This window comes from Eisenbergiella tayi (genome assembly GCF_001881565.1).
Lineage (GTDB): Bacteria > Bacillota > Clostridia > Lachnospirales > Lachnospiraceae > Eisenbergiella > Eisenbergiella tayi.
The window spans coordinates 558,362-578,091 of sequence record NZ_MPDJ01000004.1 but is presented as its reverse complement, the minus strand read 5'-3'; the positions used below and the strand labels follow the sequence as shown (position 1 = coordinate 578,091).

Genomic DNA, 19,730 nt, shown 5'->3' with positions numbered 1-19,730 from the left:
GAACTGTCTGCCGTAATTTTGTTTTCATTGCTTTTTTTACCGGGGGATAGTACCATATAACTAATACGTAATGTGGGGGACAGAATGAGTAACAGAATAAAATGGACCGGATATTTGTATATGAGCCTGCTCAGTTTTTCAGCCTTTCTTTTGGAATATGTCTCGATTTTTGTCATTGAAGGCTTCTTTCTGCATGTGGATATATGGAATTATACACCATACCAGAGAAGCATTCACTGCATTATCATGGCAGTTCTATGGGCGGCAGTCATCGGGAGTATCTTACTTTTTTCCCGCAGGCGCTATGATTTTCCTGTAAAGAATCTCGATACGGAAAAAATTTCTTCCCGAGACTGGATTGCTGCTTTTCTCTGTCTCGCCGCCTGTAAGGTTATGACCTTTATAGACTGGCATACATGGAAGATAATCGGAGAGGCGAAGGGAAAAAGTGTATTTTCTTTTCTGACCCAATATCTTTACTATATATTCGAGGTGGGGCTTGTCCTCCTGATTATCATATTCGGGCAAAAAGCCGCGGAAACCGGACTGAAAAGAGAAAGCAGGATTCCTTTTGGAGGTATTATTCTGGCATTAACCTGGGGAGTTTTTCATTTTGTTTCAAGGGGAGTCGGCCTGGAAATATGGAATGGGATTTCCTGCATGCTGTTTTCTGTTTTAGGAGGAATCATGTATCTTAAGATGCGGAAAAGATGTCTTTACAGTTATTTGCTGCTCGCTGTTGGTTACCTGCTTTAGTTAAGGCAGCATTTAATAAGAGGTTAATGAAATGTATTTATATCATTTTTTCGATAAATCTACAGGGCCATTCCAAAATTTATCAGATTTGTCTGTTGATGATGCAAAGGCCGTACTTAACGGAATAAAGCAGACAAAGCCGAATTCCCAATGTGCTCAAAGGCATGATAAATATGTTGAATACAGGCGTAATTGTGAAAATATAATCCGTTCTGAGTTTATAAAAAAGGGCGGAAAGATATCCAGAACCGTGCCGCATTACATGGTGGTTGAATTCAGTCCATGGCTGAGCACATGGTATGAAAACAGTGAATATATAAAAATTCCTGTTGAAGAATTTGATATGAATACACTTTCTTTTACCTATGGCGATTCCATGCCTACATTCAGCCCTACAATTAATGACGGCAGAGAATATCGTCACCAGCTTTATACTTATAAGGAAATCCTGAAAATCATCGATAAATATGGCCTGCCGCAGGATTGGAATGATGATGGGAAATATGGTCCGGAAAGATACATTGAGGTGCATGTGTGGAGCGATGAAACAGTTGGTAAATACAGACACTGCACAGTTTGAAAAAGAGTGAGGGAAAAAAGTGGAAGAAGTAAGAGAGTACGGGAAAAAGTCACAGCCGAAAATCAGATATTCTCAATTTGATGCCGAAGATATCCGTAAGGAACTGCTGGAACGCTACGGGATGGAAATGCCGGTGGAGTGCAGGCTGTTCGATTATGGAATGAACGATATATACAGAATAAAAACAAAGAAAGAGACTTATTTTCTGCGTATATCATTAGCCGGACTTCATACAAAAAAGGATTATGAAGAAGAAATGCACATCCTTAATATACTGATTCAAAATGGGATTAAGGCGGCTGCGCCGGTTAAAATGAAAGGCATGCCGGGACGGCAGGAGGATTATGTCTGGGAGCTGTATGCGCCGGAAGGAATTCGTTATGCCATGCTGTTTACGGAGGCACCTAACAGCCCGTCGGATGATAAAGAGAGCAGCGCCTGTAATTTGGGGAGCATGCTTGCCGGGATACACAATATATCCGACAGGGAGAAGTTTCAGGTATCCAGGCCGCCCATTGATATGTGCCAGCTGGTGGAAAAACCGCTCTCGAATATCAGGCCTTTTCTGGCAGACAGGGAACAGGATTTTTCTTTCCTGAAAGAGAGTGCAGAAAAACTGGCAGGATATATAAAGGGAAAACTGCCGGAAACTGCGCCTGTTTATGGATTCTGCCATGGTGATGTTCACAGCGGCAATGTATTTTTTGCAGGAGATAAGCCTACATTATTCGATTTTGACTGTATGGGTTATGGATGGAGAGCATATGACATCTGCGTCTATGCATGGAATGAAACATTTCTTGATGAAAACTATATAGAAGGCAGTGTCTGGAAAAAATATCTGGAAGGCTATGAATCCGTCAGACCGCTTTCCGCAGAAGAAAAGGAAACCATCCCGGCATTCGCTGCTTTGCGGCAGCTGTGGTTAATGGGGCTTCATGCGGATGTTATGGACAGAAATGCCGGATGCTGCTGGTATCAGGATGATTATTTCGATAGTCAGATAAAAATGTTCCGTCTGTGGCTCGACAGATGCAGCTTATAAAGAAAAATTCTGGGAGATAGGTAAATTGAATACAATAAACCACAAAGGAACGGTAACGATAGAAACCGGGCGTCTTATACTGCGTCAATTTACAGAGGAAGATTTGGAGCCAATCTTTAATAATTGCTGGAGTGATAAAGAGGTCTGGAAATGGACTAACTATAAGCCAATGAACAGCGTGTCAGATGTCATATATTCAGCGGGAATGTTTACTGAGGGATGGTTTGGAGCATATGACAGGCTTAATCGTTACAGCTGGGCGATCCAGGTTAAGGATTCAGGAACAGTAGTGGGCAGGTTATTCGGAATGCATCCGGACGATCATATAAATCAGGTGGAGCTGGCTTATGAACTGGGACGCAGCTGGTGGAATCAGGGAATTATGACCGAGGCTGTGAATGCAGTGATTTCGTTCTTTTTTAGAGAAGTAGGTTTTAATCGGATTTATGCATATCATGCCGATAAAAATCCGGCATCAGGCAGGGTCATGCAGAAATGCGGAATGATTTATGAAGGTACTCTGCGTCAGGCCTGCATTTGCAACAATGGCATATTTGATAAGGTTTGTTATGCAATTCTTTCTGGGGATTATTTTAATGGATCAGAGAAATAGACAGTAAAGGAAATGGAAAAAACTATTATTTCCCAAAGGAAGGAGACGACAAAAAAATGGAACGGAAAGAATTGCTGGAAAATATCGCGCCCTGTTCTCTGATGTGTTATACCTGCGGCGGTTATGAAAAAGGTGCCATATGCAAGCTGGCCGGAGAATTATCAGGCTATCTGGAAGGCATGTATGAATTTTATGAGAAGCATTCCGGCCCGGGGCAAAAAGCGTATTTGGAACGGTTTCAAATATTTCAGGAAGAGCTCACAAGGATGGGTGAAGCGGGATGTGGGGGCTGCCGGAACGGTGAACATAACGGATGCAGTATCCGCGGCTGTTTCCTTTTGGAATGTGTGAAGGAGAATGAAGTGGACTTTTGCGGTGAGTGCCCTGAGTTCCCCTGTGATAAAGTACATAGTATCTTTGAGGAAGAGGTTTATTTACAGTGGCTGGAAGGCGGTAAAAGGATACGCGAAGCAGGCGCAGAACAATTCTGGGAGGAACGCCGGCATGTTCCTCATTATGCAGGATATAAGAAGGGATTAGAGGAATAGCAGAAGCACGAAACAGATAAAAATAATCCGGTGAGGTGTTGAACGGTTATGCCCCAGAACAAGGAAAATCTTTCTGCCAACGATGCATGGAAGGCAATAATTGAAAAATATCATATTTTGGAGCACATCGAGAAAGATGGATGCTTTCCTATTAAGGCCAGCCAAATCAAGGAATTCAGAGAGCCCCGGCTTATGGCAAAGTGGGACAGTACGGATGCGCTTCCCGAGGTGCTCCGCAAAAATAAGATCAACATTCTGCCGGACAGCCGCAGTTCCTATGTATTGGGGGACTTTCTTCTGTATCAGGAGATTCCGCCGCTTGACGAACCGGTTACAAGGATGGAGCATGTGGAGCTTCCCGATTATGAATCCATTGACATAAATAATATCAGTTCGGAAGCCAATGCAATCAATGTGTTGATTATTTCCGGGATATTAAATGATTTTCTGGGAACCGGTGAAAACGTATCCACCTTCAACGGAAGGATGGGAACCGGATGTTTTACCTTTGAAGTGGATACCCACAGAGGAATCAAGCAAAAAATCTGTGTGAATAATGCACAGTGCGAAATTGACGGCGGTTTTGAAAATGAAGCTTCCGTGGTCATTATGGAAGCTAAAAATGTAGTACATGAGGATTTTCATATAAGACAGCTGTATTATCCTTACCGCCTGTGGAAGGATAAAGTGAAGAAGCCGATCCGGCTGATATTTTCCGTATATTCCAACCGGATATACCGTCTGTTTGAGTACCGTTTTAAAATACCGGAGGATTATTCATCCATTGAATTGGTTAAATCCAAAAATTATTCTCTGCAGGATACGAAGATTACCAAAGAAGATCTGTGGGAGGTCAGGAATCATACAACGACCCGCACGGATGATGATATGAATGATACGGATATTCCGTTCATCCAGGCCAATTCCATGGACAGGATTATCTCCCTTTTGGAAAATCTGTATGAAAACCCGATGACAGGGCTTCAAATCGCGGAACTCATGGATTTTGAACCCCGTCAGTCCGATTATTACTTTAATGCGGGAAGATACCTTGGCCTGTTTGAGAAGCACGCGGATGATAAACAAAGGATAGTTTCCCTGACTCCACTGGGTGAGAAGGTTTTCCGATTGAATTATAAGAAACGCCAGCTGAAGCTGGTGGAACTGATTCTGGAACATGAAATATTCGGCGCATTTTTTGATTCTATGATGCTCACAGGGCAGCTGCCTGATAAAAATAAAATTGCAGATGAAATGAGAAGGCTTCATGTCTGCAATGAAAGCCAGATTGTCCGCAGGGCCGGTTCCGTTTCAGGCTGGCTGAAATGGATGAATAATCTTACAAATCTGTAAAGCTCTGTGCGGATGAAAGGGAACAGAATGAAAACAGCAAACCTTGTAGTTGTATTGGATAAAGAGAACAAATTTGTACTGTTATGTAAAAGAAGGAAAAATCCTTATAAAGGCCTGCTTAATTTTGTGGGAGGAAAGCTGGAACCGGATGAAGACAGCGCAGCCGCCGCATACAGGGAATTGAGAGAGGAAACAGGGATAACAGATGCCGATATCTCCCTTACACATTTGATGGATCTTACCTATTTCACATGGGATCTCAAGCTAGAAGTGTTTTTCGGATGGCTAAACAAAAGTGTGAGTTTAAAGGAAGAGGTAAATGAACTGCTTTGGGTGGACAAGGAACAAAACTACTTTGATATGAGCCATTTTGCGGGAGAAGGAAATATGGGGCATATCATGGAACAGATAAAGCAGTATGAGGAGGAGCAGGCTTTTTCCCATTAGAGAAAAAACCTGCCCGTTTTTCATCTATGTAAGCGTGGGAAAATGAGCATGCATTTCCGGAACATTCGGGTTGACATCCGTATAGGTCACTGTGGTAAACATGCCGCCGAGTGTAGGAACTCCATTGTTGGTAACGTGGTGGGGCATATGGCAGTGCATGGGCCAGACACCGGGATTATTGGCTCTGAATTCAATATCCCAGGTCTCACCTGATGCTACAAGTATGGTATTTTTACAGATCTGTGAATGGGATGAGATAGGAAAACCATCCGCACCTGATACCCGGAACTGGTGGCCGTGCAGATGTATGGGATGGTGGTGCATCTGGATATTGCCGAAACGTACCCTAACCAAATCGCCGCAGTCTACATACAGAGGAAGGGTTTGAGGGTATGCTTTTCCGTTTATGGTAAAGAAATTAAACATGGGTTTTACAAAGGTAAGCGGATAGGTCCCCGGTGTGAGATCCCCCCAGGGAAGTTCGTTTACAGCCCATTCCTGCAGAAGACAGAGATAATCCTTATCAGGACCGGGGCATTGCGTACAGGGATTTTCCACAATCAGACCGCCCAAGAGACCGGCATTATCCTGGATAGGAACTTCTACATGGGAATGATACATATAAGTTCCGGGAGGATTGCAGATCGTAAAGGAATAATCAAAATATTCACCGGGATTAATATAGGGAGAAGGCTCCAGAGGCGGTACGCCGTCCATATTGTTAGGAACCTCAAGGCCATGCCAGTGAACACTGGTACGGTGAGGAAGATGATTGATGACACGGATCGTGACCTTGTCTCCGGGATATACATGAATGGTAGGGCCGGGTGTCGAACCGTTATATCCCCAGGCACGTACAATAATACCGTCTACCAGTTCCCACAAAACCTCCTCCGCAGTCAGTTCAAAGAATTTTCTCCCATTTGCCAAAGTACAGGGCAGATCCGGAATACCGGGTGTAATTACCATAAATATTTCATCCTTACAGATTGGTGTTGCTACAATATATTTTAGTTTCCGCAAAATATGATTTTTTTACAGGAGTTATCTTTATATGGCTTATCTCATTTTTATTTCAGAAATAAGTCAGTGGAAGGCACGGGAGTGAACCTGCAGTAAAATAAAGGTGACTCCTGCAGGAGGGAAATAATGCGCAGAAAATACAAGGCCGATGCAAAGAAAAGATTCTCTTATTTGGTAACAGCGCTTTTGATTGGATTTGCCATGGGATTGCTGGCGAAATTGGTGGATAATCCCAGAGTAACCGGTATAGTTCCCGTGTTTGATGATCTGGGAGGAAGGCTCGGAATATGGATATTTACGGCAACTCTGCTGGCAGTCTTCTGTAATTCTCCCGGAATGGCTGCGATCCGCACTTTTATCTATTTTATGTCTTTTCTTTTTACTTATTATGCATACACAGTTCTTTTCCTGGGCTTTTTTCCGAAAAGCCAGATCCTTTTCTGGGGACTATGTGCGCTTGTATCTCCGCTCTGTGCATTCCTGATATGGTTTGCCCGTGGAAAGGGATGGTTTTCCAATTTCCTGATTTCGCTGCCCATAGCCGTGCTTGCTGCAGAGGCTTACATGACGGGGAAGGGGAATTCAGTGCTGCAGATTATTTATTTCTGCATGTGTCTTTGCTTATTATTGGTACTCCCCAAAAAGAGAATACAGTGTGCCCCGGTGCTGCTAATTACATTCCTGGTATTTTTTGTCCTGATAAAGCTCGATATACTGACAATTGTATTTGGAAACTGGATGTTGTAGAAAGAAGAAAGGCAAAAGGAAAAAGCGATGAACGATAAAACGATAAGTAAGGAAGCGCCGGAAAACATATTGCAATGCTGGAATCTGTCAGGAACGGCAGAACAGATTTATTCAACGGCCTGGCAAGTCAATGATAAATATGTCCTGAAACGGTACGAGGATTTGGAAAGCCTGAAAAAGAATGCGGAGATGCTTACTGTCCTGCATGAAATGGGAATTCCCGTGGCAGAGATCATACCGATTCCGTCAGGGGACCCTTATGCATGCTGTGATGAAAGATACTACATGCTTTCAAAGAAGCTACCGGGAAATAACGAGACTGATATAAAACAGGAGGGCATCGCAGAAAAAATGGGAGAGATTCTGGGACGCCTGCATCTGGCATTCCGGAAATGTGAGGAGCGCCTGGAATTATGGGATAACAGCCTGCTGGATGAAATGAATGGTTGGGTTGCCGAAAGCCTGTCCCGGGAAAAATGGCTGGATGAAGAAACCTTCCGCAGTGCTGTTGGCAATCTGCAGGATGGATATGATATGCTTCCGCGCCAGGTGATTCACAGAGATGTCCACTTTGGTAATTTTTTATTCGATCATGGTGAATTTTCGGGCTATATTGATTTCGATCTGAGCCAGAAAAATATTCGTATTTTTGATATCTGCTATTTCCTGACAGGACTTCTTTCCTCACAAATCGGAAGCAGCCTGGATACGGAGGAATGGCTGAGGATTGTGAAGGATGCGGCAGCAGGCTATGAAAAGTGGATTCCTTTACTCCCTGAAGAAAAAAGGGCGTTCCCTTATGTGATGGAGAATATTGAACTGCTATTTGCTGCTTATTTCAATCTGCCTGAGCAGGCTGATTTCCGGAATAATGCGCTTAAGATGTTTTATTTTGTCCGCGGACAGGAAGCTCAGATTCATAAAATGCTGGAAGAATAAAATCGTGCAGGAGGAAGAAAAATGGCGGGAGTGGCAGAAAAAAAGGATATTTTTGTGAAAGAAGTGGCAACGATGGAGGGTGTGGAAGCCATCGGACAGACAGGCGATCCGGATGAAGTTCCCATTCCCGGATTCGGAGATTATGATTTGTTTGTATTATGCAGTAAAATCCCTTCCATGGAAGAAAGAATCAGCTGTTATAACCGGCAGGAGGAGCTTTTTACAGAATTGAATATGGAAGTGTGCAAAGCCGATATTCATTGGAGGACCGGTGATATTCTGCTGATTGACGGTGTGGAAACAATGTTCATGTATTTCCTTGCGGAAGAAATGAGGGACTATATAAATTCGGTGGTGGACGGCAGCAGGATATCACCGGAGGGAGAATTTTATCCTCTCGGAAGGCTTTCCACCATGAGAAATATCAATGTTTTAGTTGATAAAACAGGAGTGCTGGAAGCTATGAAGGAGGAATTGACGGAATATCCTGAGCGGCTGCGTAAAGCAGTTTTGGATGCCAGCTATCCTTATATATGGGATGAGGAGAATGTAGGGCGCGCTGTCCTTCGTAAGGATATTGTGTTTAACCATCATGTGTTCCAACACTCACTGGACTTATTCTTACAGACTCTGTATGCATTGAATAAAGTTTATTTTCCGAGTTGGAAGCGGACGGAGCAGTATATTCATTCCTTTCCCCTCAAACCCAGAGACTGTTACAGCAGAATGCAGAAGGCGATTGCCCTTTCGGTCTGTGCGGAAACAATAGAGGAATCATATGCAATATGGCGGGAACTGGTAGAGGAACTGAAGGAAATTGTGGAGGAAAAGGAGATAAATAATCAGTGAAAAAAGAAAAGGTATACGGATACAAAAATTAGTATTAGTATTACAGAAGTAAATAAATTGGCAGACAATCGAATTCCCGATTGTCCGCCAACGTTATAAACCTTAATTTTTCAGATATTCAGTTTCGAGAGATTGATGGAAAAACCGGGATATATACTGACCGGAATATCATCTGCAAAGGAAAACTCTGCGATATCATCTTTCTCGAAATTGTAAAGGGTTATTCGGTCTTTATCCGGATCTACAATCCAGTATTCACGGACGCCGGCAGTGCGGTATTTGAATAGTTTTATCATATAATCCATACGTTTGCTGCTGGGAGATACTATTTCTATTATCCAGTCCGGCGCACCTACACAACCCTTGTCGTTGAGCTTATTTTGGTCACAGATGATACTGATATCCGGTTCTACATAATTTTTGTCATTCTCATTTAAGAAAACAGAAAATGGAGCAATGTCGACTTCGCAGGCCCCATTGTTTTTGTCTATATAATCAGAAATGACACGAGACAGGGACAATAGTATTTTTTGATGTTTTCTGCTGGGGGGCGCCATGTAGTAAATCTGTCCGTCAATCAGTTCTGCACGCGTTCCGTTCGGGAGCGCGTAAATATCTTCAATGGTATAAATTCTTTCCTGGGACTGTGGCATGTGATCACTCCCTTTCACTAATTTACTTCATTATTAAAAGTATTTGTGTCTGTTGTAATTCCATATACTAATATTAATAGTATAACATAATAATCAGCTTTTAGAAACTATCATACCGAAGTTATCGTGCACATACCGAAGTTATCGTGCAGAAGCTGTCTTGCTTTCCATAGGTCTTTATGATTGCGGGGCATTACATTTTTTAATATAATAAAAGTGTTTGAAATGGGCTCTGTCAATTTGTCGCTTGTAAACTTGTGATGATTATTACCAACAGGTTTCATACATAAAATTATAAAAAGGAATACACCATGTCAGCAGTCACCGTTACCGGCCAGTTTACCGGTATTATCAATTTCGCCATACAGCGCAGCCATATTCCGGTTATCCGCTCTCTTACCATAACGAACTGTTCGTCCGGAACGTTGTATCAGCTGCGTCTGGAAATTGCGATGACGCCTCTTGTCATGGAACACTGGGAGCAGCGGCTGCCTGTTCTGGAATCGGGAAAATCCATTGAAATCAGCCCTGTGCCTCTGGCAGTACAGGAAGAATTCCTGTACAGTATGGAAGACAGGAGCGAAGGGCTGCTGCAGGTAAAGGTTTACGAGGGAGAAGAAACTATCTATGAGTGGCAGGATACCCTTGAGCTGCTTGGGCCGGAGGAATGGAGCGGTATTCTTATGATGCCGGAGCTGGCGGCAGTTTATGTGACGCCATACCATCCGCGCATTGTCGGCCTGGCAGCAAGAGCTACCGGATTTTTATATCAGTGGACAGACTGTCCGTCCTTTACCGGTTATCGGACCAGAAATCCGGAAGCGGTAAGACTGGAGCTTGCGGCCGTTTATACCGCTTTACAGGAGCAGAATCTGGTCTGCCATATTCCTCAAAGCGGACTTGATGAAGTGGGACAGCATATAGCCATGCCTGTCGGTGTGCTGGATGCAAAAGGCGGAACGCCATTAGAATTGGCCTGTCTCTATGCCAGCTGTCTGGAGGCTGTGGGGCTGCATCCGCTGCTGATATTCATGAAAAGTCATGTATTAGCCGGCTGCTGGCTGGAGGATGAAAGTTTTTCGGTCTGTGAAACAGATGAAATAACTGCGCTGACAAAGCGGATGGCGGAGGGGATTACTGATATTACCGTAGTGGAGTGCCTGGATTTTACGGCAGGGAGACTGGTGGATTTTGAACAGGCTCAGAAGCACGGAAAGGACTGGTTCAGTGACCCGGATAATTTCCTGTGTGCAATAGATGTGGCGCAATGCCGCCGAAGCGGGATTCAGCCGCTGCCGGAACGGATCAGGGAAGATGGCAGAATCCGGCTGGCAGAATATGAGCCGCAGCCGGAACAGCTGCTCCTTCAAAAGCCAGTACAGGCCGGTTTTGAGGAAAATATGCCGGAGGAGGCAGCAGGCCCGGTGAGCAGGCAGAAGGTATGGGAACGTCAGCTTCTGGATCTGAGCCTGCGCAATACCCTACTTAATTTCCGTATGACACGCAGTACCCTGCAGTTCCTCACTGCGGATTTGTATGAATGGGAGGATTCGCTGGCGAAAGAGAAGGAATTCCTTATCAGTGAACGTCCGGAAGGGCTTCCAACACGGCTTTTTTCTTCCTGGCTGTCACCTATAGAAACAGAGCAGGATTTAGTAAAAGCTATTGCGTCGGCGGAGTTGGATGCCGGAAGAATACGGACCTTTCTCCCGCTGCAGGAATTGAAAGAAAATCTGAAAATCTTGTATCGGAATGCCAGAAAAAGTATGGAGGAGAACGGCGCCAATACCCTGTATATAGCGCTCGGATTCCTTCGGTGGTATGAGTCGGAGGTAAGTGAGCGGGCCAGGTATGCTCCTCTTATCCTGGTTCCTGTAGAACTGGTTCGGAAGGCGCGTACCGGCGGATATACTGTCCGCATGCGTCAGGAGGAAGCCCGGGTGAATATAACTCTGCTGGAAATGCTCCGGCAGTTTTACGGAATTAGCATACCGGGAATGGCTCCATTGCCGGAGGACGGCAATGGCATTGATCTTGCTTTGATTTTCCGTACCGTGCGCCGCAGTGTTATGGAGAAGAGCCGTTGGGATGTGGAAGAATTCGCCTTTCTGGGTCTGTTTTCTTTCAGCCGGTTTATTATGTGGAACGATATTCACAGCCGTTCCCGGGAACTTATGCGGAATAAGGTGGTAAAAAGCCTTCTCGACGGGCAAATGAAATGGGAGACCCGCGAAGATATTGTTTCTGAGGAAGAACTGGATGAACGGATAGCGCCGGAGGAGGCGGCAGTGCCCTTAAGTGCCGATTCTTCTCAGCTTGCGGCAATTGCGGCTGCGGCCGGGGGAGAAAGCTTTGTTCTGCACGGGCCGCCCGGGACGGGCAAATCCCAGACTATTGCAAATATGATTGCCAATGCCCTCGGCCAGGGAAAAACCGTATTATTTGTCGCGGAGAAAATGGCAGCGCTTACGGTAGTTCAGCGCCGCCTGGAAGCTATCGGCCTGGATCCCTTCTGCCTGGAGCTGCATTCCAACAAGGCAAATAAACGTTCCGTTTTGGAAAAGCTGGAGCGCACTTTGGAGATTGGAAGGATTAAACATCCGGAGGAATATCTGCGGACGGCAAAACAGCTGGGCGATCTTCGCCGAAAATTGAATGAGCCGGTAAAAGCGCTTCATAAAAAACGCTTTCTGGGGATTTCCCTTTATGAGGCGGTCTGCCGGTATGAGGAAAGAAAAAATGCCGACAGGGGGCTTGTTTTCCCTTCTCGCCTGCTTACAGAAGGAAGAGAGGAAGACATACAGGAATGGAGAGAAGCTGTTATACGGTATGCGGCTGCTGCCGGAGAGATCGGGGATATCAGGAAAACTCCCTTTTTAAGTTACCAGGGACGTTCCTATTCACAGGAGTTAAAGGACTTTCTGTGTCAGGATTTGGAGGAAGCAGGCCGGCAGTTGTCCCGGCTGAGAGAGGCATTACATAGATTCGCCGCCGCTTATGGTTTTTCTGATACTCTGAACAGAAAAGAGCTTGAGGCGGCAGCAGTCCTGTCGGAAGTGATTGCGGAGGAAGGAATGCTCCTGGGAAAAATAATAGACTTGGGAGATATAAGCGAAGTTCGTTCACAGACTATCCGGCTGCTGGAGCTGGGAAAAGAATTAAATAAGCTGGAAGGACAGCTTTTTCAACGTTTTAATCCTGCCATACGGGATATTGACGGAAAAGAACTGTTCCGCCAATGGGAAGGCGCGAACAGCAACAGGTTTCTTTCCCGGATATTCCAGTGCGGCAGGCTGAAAAAGCAATTAAAAAAGTATGCCCTGCACCCCGAAGAAATACGAAAGGAAACGATGGAGTCCGACTGTATTCTTTTGAATCAGTTCGGCAGCTGCAGAGAAGCATTGGCGGCTGTACCGGAGAAGCTGTACAGCCTGTTTCCTGAGATATGGGCTGGGGAGATTACGGACTGGGATAAGCTTGAAAGGTCCCTGTCACGAACCTTCCGGCTCCGGGAGGCACTTGACGGACTGGAGAAGAAAGTAGACAGGGATCAGATTCAAAAAATCATCCAGGAAGGCAGGGAAAGCTTTTCCACAGATGCAGAGTCATTTCAACAGGAATGGAAGCGGATTAAGGACATACTGGACAGGCTGCGGAAGGAGTATGGAATCCTGACCGATGGGACAGAACTGCCCGGCTGCTGTGATGGTGGTAAAGATTGGCTGAAACAGCTGGAGAAACAGTTTTCCGGACTTAAGGATGGAATGAACGGCCTGCGTGACTGGGTTTTGTTCCTGCAGGCCGAAGATGGGCTGCTGTCCCGGGGATTATCCTGTGTGCAGGATGCTTTCCGGGAAGGAGGGGTGGCTTCTGAAGAGTTGGAAATGGCCTGGGAATGCAGCATGTACCAGACCTGCATACGGGATGGGATAAATGAGGAGCCGGCGCTGGCCTGTTTTCAGGGGGCCGCACAGGAAGCCCTGATACGGCAGTTCAGGGATATGACTGAAAATTTCAGACAGCTGACAGTACAGGAGCTTGCGGCAAAGCTGTCCTCCTCCATACCGGTACCCGGAATTCAGAGTGCCGACTCTTCAGAACTGGGGATTCTGCAGAAGGTGATCCGCAGTAAGGGAAGAATGCTTTCCATACGGAAGCTGTTTGAACGAGCTCCCACGCTGCTTCGCAGGCTCTGTCCCTGTATGCTGATGAGCCCTATTTCAGTGGCTCAGTATCTGGATCCATCCTGGCCCCGGTTCGATCTTGTGATTTTTGACGAGGCATCCCAGCTTCCCACCAGTGAAGCAGTGGGAGCCATAGCCAGAGGGAAAAATTGTGTGGTGGCGGGAGATCCCAAACAGCTGCCGCCCACCAGCTTTTTTGCCTCAGGCCGGACCGATGAAGAGGAACAGGAGCTTGAGGATGGGGAAAGTCTGCTGGAGGACTGTCTCGCGCTGTCCATGCCGGAGCAATATCTTCAGTGGCATTACCGTTCCGGTCATGAAAGCCTCATCGCATACAGCAACAGGAGGTATTATGAGAACAGGCTGTATACCTTCCCTTCTCCTGATGATAGGATATCCCGGGTGAAATTTGTGCTGACAAAAGGATATTATGATAAAGGAAGGACAAAACAGAACCGGGCCGAGGCGGAAGCCATAGCAGCGGAAATACTGCGCCGTCTGCGGACGAATCCCCAAGATAGCATTGGCGTTGTCACCTTCAGCAGCGCACAGCAGAACCTGATCGAGGATCTAATGGAGGAAGCCTTTAGCCGGGATACAGAGCTGGAGGTACGAAATGCAGCCCTTCCTGAGCCGGTTTTTATAAAAAACCTGGAAAATGTACAGGGAGACGAGCGTGATGTCATTTTATTTTCCGTTGGATATGGGCCGGATAAGAATGGAAAGGTTTCCATGAATTTCGGGCCGCTTAATAAGGAAGGCGGCTGGAGGCGTCTGAATGTGGCAATAACCAGGGCAAGGAAAGAAATGGTGGTATATTCCGCGATCCTGCCGGAACAGATTGATCTGTCCAGAACCCGTTCCGAAGGGGTGGCCGGACTTAAGGGATTTCTGGAATATGCCCGGAAAGGTACGCAGGCCCTGCCCCGGCGGCTGGGAGAAAAGGGGGAGAAAAACCGGATACTGGCCCGTGAGATTGCAGGGGCCCTTGAAGAACGGGGATATAAAGCCTGCTGCGGTGTGGGCTGTTCCTCCTATCAGATTGATGTCGCCGTGTTTTCGGATAAGGAACAGGATTCCTATATCCTGGGAATTCTCCTGGATGGGGAAAACGACAGGGAAACCAAAACAGCCGGAGACAGATATCTTCTGCAGCCCGGAATACTGGAAGGACTGGGATGGAATATTATCCGCGTATGGACTATGGAATGGCTGGAAGCTCCGGAAAAAGAACGGGATCGTATCTGCCGCTGTCTGGAGAAACTCAACATGGGAATCGAAACGGATAATATCAAAGAAAAATCAGACCTGACTCCTGATTGGGAAAGTGTAAAAGAAAGGAAACACCTTCATCCGTATCGCCGTGCATATCGGGAAGCTGCTTTGGAAAAGCAGGGAAGCCCGGATACATTCTATCGTACAGAAAACCGGGAGGCAATCTGCAGGGTGATTCTGAAGCTTCTGAAAGCGGAAGCTCCCATCAGCTGGGGAATGTTAAAAAAGAAGATATTATCCCTCTGGTCTATTTCCCGTTCCGGAAATCAGGTGGAGCAGATTCTGGAGGAGGCCTGCGGCAGTCTTCCGCTTCCTGTGACTTATGGAGGAAAAACGAAATTTTTATGGAACCCCGGACAAGATCCGGAGGCTTATGCTGTCTATCGGACGGGAGAGAGGGAGAAAAGGCCGATAGAAGATATCTGTCCTCAGGAAATTGCCAACGCAGTCCGGGAGGTGCTGGAGGAACAAATCAGTCTTTCCTATTCCGATTTTATAAGAGAAACTGCCGGAAAATTTGGCTATAGCAGAGCCGGTACAGTAATAGAAGCCTCTGTTGCCCGGGGACTTGCCCTGGCAGAGGAGAAAGGCCGGGCAGAAACGGAGGACGGAGAAAAGAAAAAGAGAGTGCGGCTGAAGGCCTGAGTGCGGAGAGAGCTTCTTCCGGAGAAAGTAAGTCCTCCGTAAGAAGCTTTCCTGAGACTGTTGTCAGTCCGCCTTTTCTTTTTTCATAACCAGGTTGTAATCCGAATCATAATACAGTCCGAGATCGTTACAGATCCGTTCATTAATTTGCATCAAAGCGTCATGATATTTTTGGTAAGCAGGGGACAGACGGATCATATTCGGAATAAAAATATCATTGTATCCGCAGTCCTGAAGCCGTTTCATAAAATGACGCTGGGAAATAAAGACGGGGTGGTATTTATAGAAAAGGCTGTTTTTCATTTTTACATTTTGCCTGGTCTTGTCCCGCAGTTTCCGGTATTCCTCCTCGGAAGGGGAAGTATACAGGCGCAGCTGTTCCTCCATCCGCGCGGCGGCCTGTTTTATGTCGGGTTTGGGAAGCCGGTACATCAGATAGCTGCTAAACCTCATAAAAAGCGGGATGCGGATTTTAACATTATCCCAGAAGTCCAGAATATTCTGGTAAGCTTCCTGCTGTTCAGGAGTGGTAATCGTGATCTGCAGGTAAGGTAGAAAATGGTTCATGAAAAAGTAGCCGAAAAATCCGGGGAGCATTTCCTGCATGGCATCGCCGATACAGCGGTAATCCACGGCCTGGCAAAGGGCGTCTACATTTTTATCCGATATGAATCTCTGCAGTGCTTCCAGTTCTTTCTGATTTTCCTGGAAAAGATTTTTTTTCTCTTCATAAATACGATCCAGCAGCGCCTTATTTGTTCCGGCCAGCAGATCCCGGATATCGGAGATGCTGATTCCCAGCTTCCGATATGCAGATATTTCTTTTAAGGTCTGTACATCCTCCGGCGTATAATTTCTGTACCCGTTGGGGTCTTTTTTTATATGGAGAAGTCCCTGCTCCTCATAATATTTGACGGCCCGCTTACTCAATCCGGCCTGTTCTGCCGCTTCATTGATTTTCATAGAAGAACCTCCCTTCTGATAGAATTGTAAACCGGTACGCCGCGTTCAGGTCAAGAAAAATTTTCCGAAAGGGAAGAAAAATATTTATTTTTGCAGAAAGGATTGACGAAACATGGCAGCAGGCGGTAATATATAATAAATGAATGGTTCATTCACAAGGAGGCGCTATGGAAAACGAAAGAATCAAGGCAATACATGATGCGGCGGTCCACCTGTTCTTGCAGCAGGGCTATGCCAGGACGCAGATCAGTCATATTGCAAGAGAAGTAGGGGTTTCCGTGGGAACAATTTACCATGACTTTGCGGGAAAACAGGAAATCATGCATTTTGTTTTGAAATGCACCATTTCTCCCGGTTATCTGGAAAAGGATTTTGAGCGGCCTGTGACGGATGATTTATTCCGGGGGCTGGAGGAAGAGATCATGCAGGTATTCCGGAAATCTGCGGAGAACTTTTCCGGACGGCTTAAACAGGGGAAGGAGGCGTATGATTTTCCCTCCCTCATATCTGATGCTTTCGATATGCTGGCGCAATATGCTGTGGGATGTCTGTTTATTGAGAAGAATCAGTTCGATTTCCCTGTGCTGGCCCGGAATTATCGTGAGTACCGGGAACATTTTTTCGCGGCAATGACCGGCTACCTGTCTTTATTTATGGAGAAGGGGATGATAAGGCCTTTGAAAAACAAGGAACTTACCACAGCGCTGATCGTGGAGCAGCTGGCCTGGTGGGCCATGGATATGCGGTACAATTCTTTCGAGGAGCATCACATATCCCTGGAGGATGCCAAAGAGGTATGCATGGATAACCTGGTTCACGCTTATATGCAGGTTTAAGAAAATTATCAGGGCAGATTCCGCCCTTTTAACTTTGTCTGACAAGTGAATGAATCATTCATTCATGAGAAACATATGACTTTATTTTTCAGGAGCGCTGCGGCGCAGACAGGAGCGGTAATGAATAAAAAACTGAAAAAAATAGCAGGCGGATGTATTTTATGGTTCACCGGATTTACCCTTGCAGGCTGTTTTAGCCCGGGTGGGGAACGGATAGTCAATGAAATGGTGTTTGATCTCAATAATATCTCTGATTTGGAAATAGCGTATGACGAAGAAAATGTCACCTTCTGCGACGGCCGCAGCGAAAAATTGGTAATCAGGGAGTACATGACCGACGACAATCGCCGTTATTATGCGAATACTGAAATACAGGGGAAACGGCTGCACATCAGTGAAGGGGGAAGGCCTCTTTTTAAGGATGGCTTTTCCTGTCGGGTAGAGGTATTCCTGCCTGCTTCCTATAATCGGGATCTGACAGTGATTACCACCAGCGGAGTGATTGATATGACACAGGCGGATCTGATGCTGGATTCCTTACGGGCGGAGACTACTTCCGGTGAAATCCGTCTGGAACAGGTAAAGGCAGCCAGCCTGGAGCTGGAAACCACCAGAGGGATCCTGGATTTAGGAACCCTTCTGGCCGATCAAATCACGATACACAGCACGGAAGGAAGAGTGAATATATCCCGCATGGAAGGGAATGTAAACTATACCTCCACACATGGAAGCCTGGTGGTGGATGCTGCTGTGGGAGCCGGTATTTATCAGACTTCGAATGACGGCCTGCTTCAGCTTAGATATGAAAAAGCGGATGGTGATCTGCAGTTTTATAACAAAAATGGAGATATCATGCTCACACTTCCCTCATCGCTCGCTTTTGAGCTGGAGGCGGTGAGCAGGAACGGTTCGGTATCTGCAGATTTCGGAAAGGATGAAAAGGAGGAGAAGGGATGGGTAAAAGGGAAGAATGGAAGTGCTCCCTATGTGAAGATCAGTCTGGAATCCAGAAACGGGAAGCTGGAAATAAAAAAAGAGTGAGGGGACAGGGGCTGGACAGACTGCAGTCGCTGCGGGATGGAAAAGTAATCTGCCCTGTTATAAACTGCCATCTGCAGCTGGAGGGCAGCTTCGATCGGAAAAGGCTGGCCCGGGCGGTAGAACAGACACGAAACTATGTGCCGGAGCTTTTTTATTCCTATGACAAAAGAAGAGGCTGCTTTACAGAGAATCATTCGGAAAAAATCCGTGTCCTGTACCCCATAGAAAATAATCTGCCGCGAATCGCCGGAAGAGGATGGGATCCCACGACGGGCCCGCAGCTTCGGATAGGGTACAGACAGGAGGGAAAAATGATATCTCTTGTAATCGGCATGACACATTTCATCAGTGATGCAAAAGGGCTTCTTACATATATTTCTCTTCTTACCGCCCTTTATAATGGGGATACACCGCTCTTTAAACCGGGAAATACACGTTCCATAGCCTCCATGGTATATAAAACACGGGTTGGCCCAAGTACCTGTCAGGAAAAACAGGTGGTAAGACAGAATAAAACCTCCGGCCTGCCCGGAAAGGATGGCGGCGGCCTGTTCTGCCTGAATATGGAGCTGTCCTCACCGCAGATGGAACAATTATCCCATAAGGCACATGAATACGGAGCGACTATGAACGAAGTATTCCTGGCGGCATACGCCCGGGTAATCACCCGCCTACATGGCATGGAAACGGTTCTCATACCATGTCCCGCTGATCTGAGACGCTTCGGAAATTTTGCTCATGTTCTTACCGTGGCCAATATGACGGGATTATACCGGGTTGCGGTTGAAGTCAGGAAGGAGCACCGCTTCACAGATACCCTGCAGCAGCTCCATTTGGAAATGCTCACGCAGAAAAAAAGAAGGCGCTGCTTCGCCGGCCTTTCCCTGCTGCAGCGGCTGGGAGGCCGGATTCCGCCGGCCCTTTTGAAATATCCGGTAAGGACAGGATACCCGTCGGTACCTTTTTCCTACAGCAATATAGGTGTGATAGACAGTGAAGGGGTACATTTCTGCGGATGCCGTACCAGAAAATGTTTTCTTACCGGCGCATACCGCAAAGCGCCCGATTTTCAGCTTACGGTAAGTACCTATCAGAATACGGCCACCCTGAACACTGTCCTATGCGGAAATGACGTAAGACGCCGCAATGCGGCATGCGTCCTCTCTCTGGTGAGAAGGGAATTATTGGATTGGATCCGGGAGGCAGAGAAATAAAAGGAATACATATATTTAA

General features: G+C 46.2%; 17 protein-coding genes. 14 read left to right on the top strand and 3 right to left on the bottom strand.

All coding sequences use genetic code 11. The features are described 5' to 3' along the window. Positions 1 to 84: 84 nt before the first annotated feature. Genes BLA28_RS17185 through BLA28_RS17155 form a run of 7 tightly spaced genes read left to right on the top strand, consistent with a single transcriptional unit; the run spans position 85 to position 5,342 of the window. Positions 85 to 756: a hypothetical protein gene (locus BLA28_RS17185; protein ID WP_069158292.1), complete on the top strand. Its 672-nt coding sequence runs from the start codon at positions 85 to 87 to the stop codon at positions 754 to 756. 31 nt (positions 757 to 787) lie between these two features. After that, the gene (locus tag BLA28_RS17180; protein ID WP_069158291.1) at positions 788 to 1,336 is read left to right on the top strand and encodes a hypothetical protein; all 549 of its coding nucleotides are present in this window, start codon (positions 788 to 790) and stop codon (positions 1,334 to 1,336) included. Positions 1,337 to 1,355: 19 nt separating this feature from the next. Beyond that, positions 1,356 to 2,381 (top strand): phosphotransferase enzyme family protein, encoded by a 1,026-nt coding sequence (locus tag BLA28_RS17175; RefSeq protein WP_069158290.1) that lies wholly within the window; start codon positions 1,356 to 1,358, stop codon positions 2,379 to 2,381. A gap of 25 nt (positions 2,382 to 2,406) precedes the next feature. Continuing rightward, positions 2,407 to 2,994, top strand: coding sequence for a GNAT family N-acetyltransferase (locus BLA28_RS17170; protein WP_169897263.1), 588 nt, complete (start codon positions 2,407 to 2,409; stop codon positions 2,992 to 2,994). Positions 2,995 to 3,050: 56 nt separating this feature from the next. Continuing rightward, positions 3,051 to 3,542 carry a DUF3795 domain-containing protein gene (locus tag BLA28_RS17165; protein ID WP_069158289.1) on the top strand — a complete coding sequence of 164 codons (492 nt, stop codon included), beginning with the start codon at positions 3,051 to 3,053 and terminating at the stop codon, positions 3,540 to 3,542. Positions 3,543 to 3,590: 48 nt separating this feature from the next. Further along, positions 3,591 to 4,895: a type II restriction enzyme gene (locus BLA28_RS17160; RefSeq protein WP_069158288.1), complete on the top strand. Its 1,305-nt coding sequence runs from the start codon at positions 3,591 to 3,593 to the stop codon at positions 4,893 to 4,895. Positions 4,896 to 4,922: 27 nt separating this feature from the next. Next, complete coding sequence (locus BLA28_RS17155) at positions 4,923 to 5,342, top strand: NUDIX hydrolase (protein ID WP_069158287.1); 420 nt, start codon at positions 4,923 to 4,925, stop codon at positions 5,340 to 5,342. Positions 5,343 to 5,366: 24 nt separating this feature from the next. On the opposite strand, the gene BLA28_RS17150 is transcribed toward BLA28_RS17155, so the two are convergent. Continuing rightward, positions 5,367 to 6,311, bottom strand: coding sequence for a multicopper oxidase domain-containing protein (locus BLA28_RS17150; RefSeq protein WP_069158286.1), 945 nt, complete (start codon positions 6,309 to 6,311; stop codon positions 5,367 to 5,369). A gap of 180 nt (positions 6,312 to 6,491) precedes the next feature. Here BLA28_RS17150 and BLA28_RS17145 point away from each other — a divergent pair, with 180 nt between their 5' ends. The 3 genes from BLA28_RS17145 to BLA28_RS17135 are packed head-to-tail and all read left to right on the top strand — an operon-like array spanning position 6,492 to position 8,900. Beyond that, a complete protein-coding gene (locus tag BLA28_RS17145) occupies positions 6,492 to 7,112 on the top strand; it encodes a hypothetical protein (RefSeq protein WP_069158285.1) in 621 nt (206 codons plus the stop codon). 27 nt (positions 7,113 to 7,139) lie between these two features. Beyond that, positions 7,140 to 8,051: a phosphotransferase gene (locus BLA28_RS17140; RefSeq protein ID WP_069158284.1), complete on the top strand. Its 912-nt coding sequence runs from the start codon at positions 7,140 to 7,142 to the stop codon at positions 8,049 to 8,051. Positions 8,052 to 8,072: 21 nt separating this feature from the next. After that, complete coding sequence (locus BLA28_RS17135) at positions 8,073 to 8,900, top strand: DUF4037 domain-containing protein (RefSeq protein ID WP_069158283.1); 828 nt, start codon at positions 8,073 to 8,075, stop codon at positions 8,898 to 8,900. Between the two features lie 110 nt (positions 8,901 to 9,010). On the opposite strand, the gene BLA28_RS17130 is transcribed toward BLA28_RS17135, so the two are convergent. Then, positions 9,011 to 9,553 carry a Uma2 family endonuclease gene (locus tag BLA28_RS17130; protein ID WP_069158282.1) on the bottom strand — a complete coding sequence of 181 codons (543 nt, stop codon included), beginning with the start codon at positions 9,551 to 9,553 and terminating at the stop codon, positions 9,011 to 9,013. Between the two features lie 311 nt (positions 9,554 to 9,864). Between BLA28_RS17130 and BLA28_RS17125 the strand changes: the two genes are divergently transcribed. Further along, positions 9,865 to 15,657: a DUF3320 domain-containing protein gene (locus BLA28_RS17125; protein ID WP_069158281.1), complete on the top strand. Its 5,793-nt coding sequence runs from the start codon at positions 9,865 to 9,867 to the stop codon at positions 15,655 to 15,657. 63 nt (positions 15,658 to 15,720) lie between these two features. On the opposite strand, the gene BLA28_RS17120 is transcribed toward BLA28_RS17125, so the two are convergent. Beyond that, positions 15,721 to 16,620, bottom strand: coding sequence for a MerR family transcriptional regulator (locus BLA28_RS17120; RefSeq protein ID WP_069158280.1), 900 nt, complete (start codon positions 16,618 to 16,620; stop codon positions 15,721 to 15,723). A gap of 167 nt (positions 16,621 to 16,787) precedes the next feature. Here BLA28_RS17120 and BLA28_RS17115 point away from each other — a divergent pair, with 167 nt between their 5' ends. From BLA28_RS17115 to BLA28_RS17105, 3 genes are all read left to right on the top strand, one after another. Continuing rightward, a complete protein-coding gene (locus BLA28_RS17115; protein ID WP_069158279.1) occupies positions 16,788 to 17,456 on the top strand; it encodes a TetR/AcrR family transcriptional regulator in 669 nt (222 codons plus the stop codon). A 120-nt stretch (positions 17,457 to 17,576) separates the two neighbouring features. Beyond that, positions 17,577 to 18,497 carry a DUF4097 family beta strand repeat-containing protein gene (locus tag BLA28_RS17110; RefSeq protein ID WP_169897262.1) on the top strand — a complete coding sequence of 307 codons (921 nt, stop codon included), beginning with the start codon at positions 17,577 to 17,579 and terminating at the stop codon, positions 18,495 to 18,497. Beyond that, positions 18,410 to 19,711: a hypothetical protein gene (locus BLA28_RS17105; protein ID WP_069158277.1), complete on the top strand. Its 1,302-nt coding sequence runs from the start codon at positions 18,410 to 18,412 to the stop codon at positions 19,709 to 19,711. Before BLA28_RS17110 ends, BLA28_RS17105 begins: the two co-directional genes overlap by 88 nt. Positions 19,712 to 19,730: the final 19 nt, after the last annotated feature.